This is a genomic window from Frankia sp. CeD (genome assembly GCF_000732115.1).
GTDB lineage: Bacteria > Actinomycetota > Actinomycetes > Frankiales > Frankiaceae > Frankia > Frankia casuarinae.
Genome location: NZ_JPGU01000013.1, coordinates 92,788 through 97,888, shown reverse-complemented (window position 1 = coordinate 97,888; position 5,101 = coordinate 92,788). Strand labels below are relative to the sequence as shown.

Annotated in this window: 5 protein-coding genes and 1 pseudogene (1 of these 6 cut by a window edge); 5 read left to right on the top strand and 1 reads right to left on the bottom strand. The window is 65.0% G+C overall.

Annotation, left to right across the window (positions count from 1 at the left end):
* Positions 1 to 261 (top strand): annotated as a pseudogene (locus CED_RS10225) (IS66 family transposase); the annotation flags it as partial.
* Positions 262 to 1,201: 940 nt separating this feature from the next.
* On the opposite strand, the gene CED_RS22490 reads toward CED_RS10225, so the two are convergent.
* Positions 1,202 to 2,314: an ImmA/IrrE family metallo-endopeptidase gene (locus CED_RS22490; protein WP_035910101.1), complete on the bottom strand. Its 1,113-nt coding sequence runs from the start codon at positions 2,312 to 2,314 to the stop codon at positions 1,202 to 1,204.
* Positions 2,315 to 2,556: 242 nt separating this feature from the next.
* Between CED_RS22490 and CED_RS10215 the strand changes: the two genes are divergently transcribed.
* The 4 genes from CED_RS10215 to CED_RS10200 all read left to right on the top strand — a co-directional run.
* On the top strand, positions 2,557 to 3,462 hold the full coding sequence (locus tag CED_RS10215) for an AAA family ATPase (protein WP_035910099.1): 906 nt from the start codon (positions 2,557 to 2,559) through the stop codon (positions 3,460 to 3,462).
* The gene (locus CED_RS10210) at positions 3,449 to 3,856 is read left to right on the top strand and encodes a hypothetical protein (protein WP_023840429.1); all 408 of its coding nucleotides are present in this window, start codon (positions 3,449 to 3,451) and stop codon (positions 3,854 to 3,856) included. The genes CED_RS10215 and CED_RS10210 overlap by 14 nt, the downstream gene beginning before the upstream one ends.
* 69 nt (positions 3,857 to 3,925) lie before the next feature.
* Complete coding sequence (locus CED_RS10205) at positions 3,926 to 4,429, top strand: hypothetical protein (protein WP_023840430.1); 504 nt, start codon at positions 3,926 to 3,928, stop codon at positions 4,427 to 4,429.
* A gap of 22 nt (positions 4,430 to 4,451) precedes the next feature.
* A protein-coding gene (locus CED_RS10200; protein WP_035910097.1) for a CBASS oligonucleotide cyclase crosses the window boundary here: on the top strand, positions 4,452 to 5,101 show its 5' portion. It continues 217 nt past the right edge of the window; 650 of the gene's 867 nt are visible here — the first part of the coding sequence; the start codon lies at positions 4,452 to 4,454; the stop codon falls past the right edge of the window.

Here is a 5,101-nt window from a genome sequence, read left to right as displayed (position 1 = left end):
AACTACTACGGCGCACACGCTGAGTGGGCCGCGCACCTCGCCGCCCGGGTCTGGACCATCGTCGCCACCGCGGAGCGTAACGGCCGTGAACCCCTCGCGTTCCTGACCGGCTACCTGAACGCCTGCGCCACAGCCGGCGGGAAAGCACCCGCCGGCCCCGCCCTCGAACCCTTCCTCACCTGGCAGACCACCACCCAGACCGGCAGCCCTCCCAGCACCGACCCACCCCAGGACGGCCCACCCGACGGGCCCGAGCCCTAACCCCACCCACAAGCCGAAAACCACCCGACCGGCAACACCGGCCGGGCCTTCGGCCCGCCCACCCACGCCATCACCGAACTCTTACGATTCGCTAGATGACATAGTGACCGGTGCGGTCACTGGGCATCCTTCCTGGTGAGAGCCCGGGTAGCGACCGGCCGGACAGTAAATTCAGGGCCAGCAACCAAGATCGATCGGTTCGGATGCTGGTACACATGGTCCACCACGCAACGTTACGCATCGTATGACCTGCATAAATAGTCATGATCTATCGACTCGATCGACCCGCTCAACCGTGAAATGGCAGGTAGCCGACGCGGTGTGTCGGTTCGAGCCCCGTCTGGTTTCAAAGCAGTCGGTCGCCCTCGGTGACGGTCGTCGATGCGGTTGGCCTGTGTTCTTCAGGTTGGTTATGACCATCAAGTCCTTGAGTCGGCGGTAGCCGTCAGGACGGCTGTGGGGCGTTTCCGGGTGGCCAACCCGACAGTTGCCAGGTGAGCCCACCCATCAGGCCGAGGTTGGTCGTGACTGCCTCGCGGCTACCACGATGCTCGGGGGGCCCGTACTCCGAGCACTCGATAACAAGACGAAACACTGCGTATCCGGGCGTACCGCAACGTGTCGCGCCGTGCCGAAAAATCCGAGNTCACCTGCGCACACACGCCGCCGGACTAGACCGTCGGCCGAACAGTAGGAACGCTTCACCGATCCGGGCGACCGCCACGGTGGTGCAATGTAGTCCCCCCGCTACAATAGTCAGCTCCCGCATGTCCTCTCATAGGGAAGATCGGGCACGCTGCGTCGCCAGTCGTCCTGACTTCGCGGCCGATGAAATCGTGAAGCGCCTCCTTTCGGTCGACGGCTGAATCCTCGCGCGGGTCGCAATTGTTTGTCGCTGGAGGGCGACCGGCCCGCCTGTCCCGCTCGGAATTCGAGGAAATCAGAGCACCACTCGAGGGCGTTCGGTGATATCCCGACTTAGCAGAGTTCTAACGTCTGTTTCCGGGAGTCCGGAGCGGTTGATAAAATCTCCAAAGGAGAGGCCGGTCGTCTCCATGAGTTCTAGTGCGCGCTGTAGAAGCACTGGAACCTCCGGGTTTNCCAGCGGACCCGGCTCTACCTTCCTCCATCCACGTGCAGACAAGGCTTTCCATCCCTGTGCGTAAGTGTGTTCATTCATGACCCCGAGCGTCCTCGCCCTCACCAGAAGGGCTGCAAGCGAGACATGCCATTTTGCTTTCAAATGGAGAAATGCGGGCCAGTCAAGTCGATCTGGGAGTTCGGGTTTGATGTCGTCGGCCGGCATGAGGAACGAAGCGGCGAACTCGTGGGCTTGCCCCTCCGTGGTCTTGTCTCCAATTTCTCCCGAGAATCCGTGCAAAACTAGATGGCCGAGTTCATGGGCTGCATCGAAGCGGGAGCGGTCACGCAGGCCCTTATCGGCACCAAGGGCGACGACGGGTCGGTCAGGGAAATTAACGCAAAATGCGTCCACTTTTTCAATGCTGACGCGAAAACGAACGGCAACGATCCCGTTCGTCTCAAGTAGTCGTACAACATCGAGAACTGGACCCCGTGGCAGGTTCCAATGGCCACGAACCTGAGCTGCCGCTTGCTCGATGTCGGCGGACTGAAGCGGCTGTTTGTCGACCGGAAGGCGTGGCAGGTTGAGGTCGGGCAGCGCGACGTGCTTCTCGAGCTCGAGCGCGAGTTCCCGCGCAAGGTGCACGTAGGCTAGAGCTTGCTGACGATCTCGCGGAGAAGTTGATCGAAGGCTGCGAAAGAACCCTTTGACCTGGTCCTGCGCGGGAGGGCGGGCCGGCGCTGCGAAGAAGCTCGGCGGCACCCGCAACGCGACCGCGAGGCGGCAAAGCGTCGATGTGGCGGGNTTGGTGTGNCCGTTCTCGAACTGGCTGACCGAGGCCGCGGTGACGGAGCCGACTTCTCGCGCCAGCTGCACCTGGGTAAGACCGCGAAGTTCACGCGCCATCCGCAGTCTGGCCCGATCGAACAGGGCCGCGATGTCACCGGGGTCCAGTTGCGGATCGTTCACGTCGCTCGTCTCCGCGCCAGTCGGTGTCCGCCGATCAGCGGACGATTCTCGATCTTGATGCTCCGCTCGCATCTTAGGCACACCTTCGTTACCGGGCGGTCAACTAGCTCGGCCCGAGCAGGACGCGCCCGAGTGAAGTGTGCCGAGTTGCGCCGCTTCCCCGTCGTGTAGTCTACCGATATCTGAGAAGATCTTGTTCAAATCTGAGGTGACCTGCTGTGTGTGGGGGACGGAGTCGAGGGATGAAGCTTCAGGAGTGCGTGCTGTCGGAGAAGGTGGTCGCGGCCGACTCGGCGGAGGCCGCACTGTGGGACGCCATCGTGGTGCCGGAGACGATCAAGGAGCGGTTGCGCAACCACACCTTGTTGTCGCTGCTCGTGCGACCTGATCTGCCGTTCGCGGTGACGGCGTTGCACGGGTTGTGCACGCTCTACGGGCCGCCCGGCACCGGCAAGACCACCCTGGCGCGCGGTCTGCCGGCGCAGGTCGCGCGCTTCGTTCGCGGCGGCGAGGTGCGGCGGATTGAGATCAACCCGCATGGGCTGATGAGCGCCGAGCATGGGCAGTCGCAGCAGCGGGTCAGCGAGCTGCTTGGCGAGTATGTGCCGGGTCTGGCGTCGGACGGGATGCCGACCGTGGTGATCCTGGACGAGGTCGAGTCGATGGCGGTTGCCCGCTCGGCGGCGTCGTTGGCCGCCAACCCGGCCGACGTCCACCGTGCCACCGACGCGGTGTTCACGGCGTTGGATCTCAATGCCGCCGAGCACCCGCACCTGTTCTTCGTCGCGACCAGCAACTTCACCACCGCTCTGGACGAGGCGTTCCTGTCCCGCTCCGACGCCGCCATCCTCGTCCCGTTCCCGGAGCCGGAGGCGCTACGGGAGATCCTGGCCTCCACGCTACTCACACTCGCCGACAAGTACCCGGCCCTGGGTGATCTGGCCCGCTCCTCAGCGATGCGCCGCATCGCCGAGGCCGCAGACGGACTGGACGGCCGCCGCACGCGCAAGGTCGTCTTCGAAGCCCTGGCCCAGCGGATGGAGACGGTGCTCGACCCAGGCAGCCTCACCGAGGACGACTTGGCCGCCGCAGTGCACAACGCCGTTGCGGAGACGCGCCAGCCGGAGGTGTCCCGTGCGGCGCACTAGGGAGGTGGCAGCCTCGCCCGTGCGCAGCGCCAGCGCGACCTGGACGGTAATCACGGACCTCATAGCGGACACCGTGGCGCAGTCCTCCTCACTGTCGCGCGACGAGGCGGGACGGGCGATGTCGGCAGCCGAGGCGGTCGGGCGGATGCTGATCGCGGGAGGGCACCTGAACAAGCACCCGGTCACCCTGGTGGCCGGCAAGGTGCACTGCGAGATCACTACGGTGTCTGGCGCGGCGGCGCTGACCCTGGAGGAGAACCTCAACCCCGTCCCCGGCGCGGCGGGCGCCGACGACTTCATGATCTACCTCCCGTCGCCCGCCCCGCTGCATGAGTCAGGTGAAAGCCGCTGCGGCTGGGCACGCTCGGCTGTCGGACGCTGCCCCGCCCGCTGAGGAGACGAAGGCCGACAGCTCAGGTCCGCTGATCGACCGTGAGGCCCTCCGCCGGGCGGTGACCCAGCGATGACTTCCACCTATACCTACAGCTACACCCGGACCCACACCGCCACGCACCTGACNGACATCATCCTCGGCGCCATCACCGACATCCTTGCCGACCTCGGGATCAACATGGACCGGCTGAACCGCGACTGGGTGCAGAACGAGAACGCGATCAAAGCCTGGGTCGAGGAGGGCTCCCTCGACGCGGTCGTCCTTGAATGTCACCAGCCCTCGGGCGCCGTGGTGCCGGTGGTCGAGTTCCCGGTGTCCTACAACGCCTCCGGTGACGGCAACGCCGAATTCACCGCCTCCCGCGCCCGGCTCGCCCGGTTCCGCGCCAAGCTCGACCGGGTGCCCACCGGCACCACCTACCGACTGTTCTGCACCTTCAACGGGCCCCGCACGCCGCAACCAGGTTGGGGCCCCGGCCAGCGGGCGAGCACCGACGGCCTGCGCGGCATCACTTTCGGCACCCTCGGCTCCGCCCCGCACGCCTCGACCGGCATGCGGTACTACCACGCCTGAGACCACGAGCAGGGACACCGCTATGGCATACATCGACGACGCCTTCGCCAAGCTCAAGCACAATCTGGAGATCACCCAGACCGAGCAGAACCTGGCCAAGGCGCGACACGAGACCATCCGCGACTTCGTCACGTCGCACTGGGACCTCGCTGACGACTTCCTCACCGGTAGCTACCGGCGCGATACCAAGACGAAGAAGCTCAAGGATATCGATATCTTCGTCGTCCTCGACTCCGACGGCTCCCAGGCCGGCTTCCGTGACCAGGCCCCCATCCAGGTCATCAACGCGCTGGAGACCCTGCTGCGCCAGAAGTGGAGCGCCGCCGCCCGCGACGGCATGGCGGTCGTCATCCCCTACGGCGCCGACGACGAAGTCATGTCCATCGACGTGGTCCCCGCCTTCAAACGGAAGGATGGCGGCTACTACATCCCCAATCCCTCAGCGGGCGACTGGATCGCGACCAACCCCAAGCGCCACCACGAGCTGAGCATCGCCAAGAACGCCGACTGCGACGGGAAGTACGTGCCCTTCGTCAAAATGATCAAAGGAATCAACCGTGAACTCGGCGAACCAGTCTCGCCATCCTTCCTGCTGGAGGCCATGGCCCAGTCCCTGGTGAAGCCACCGTTCGGGCGCTACCAGGACGAGATCGTGTTGTTCCTGGCCACCGC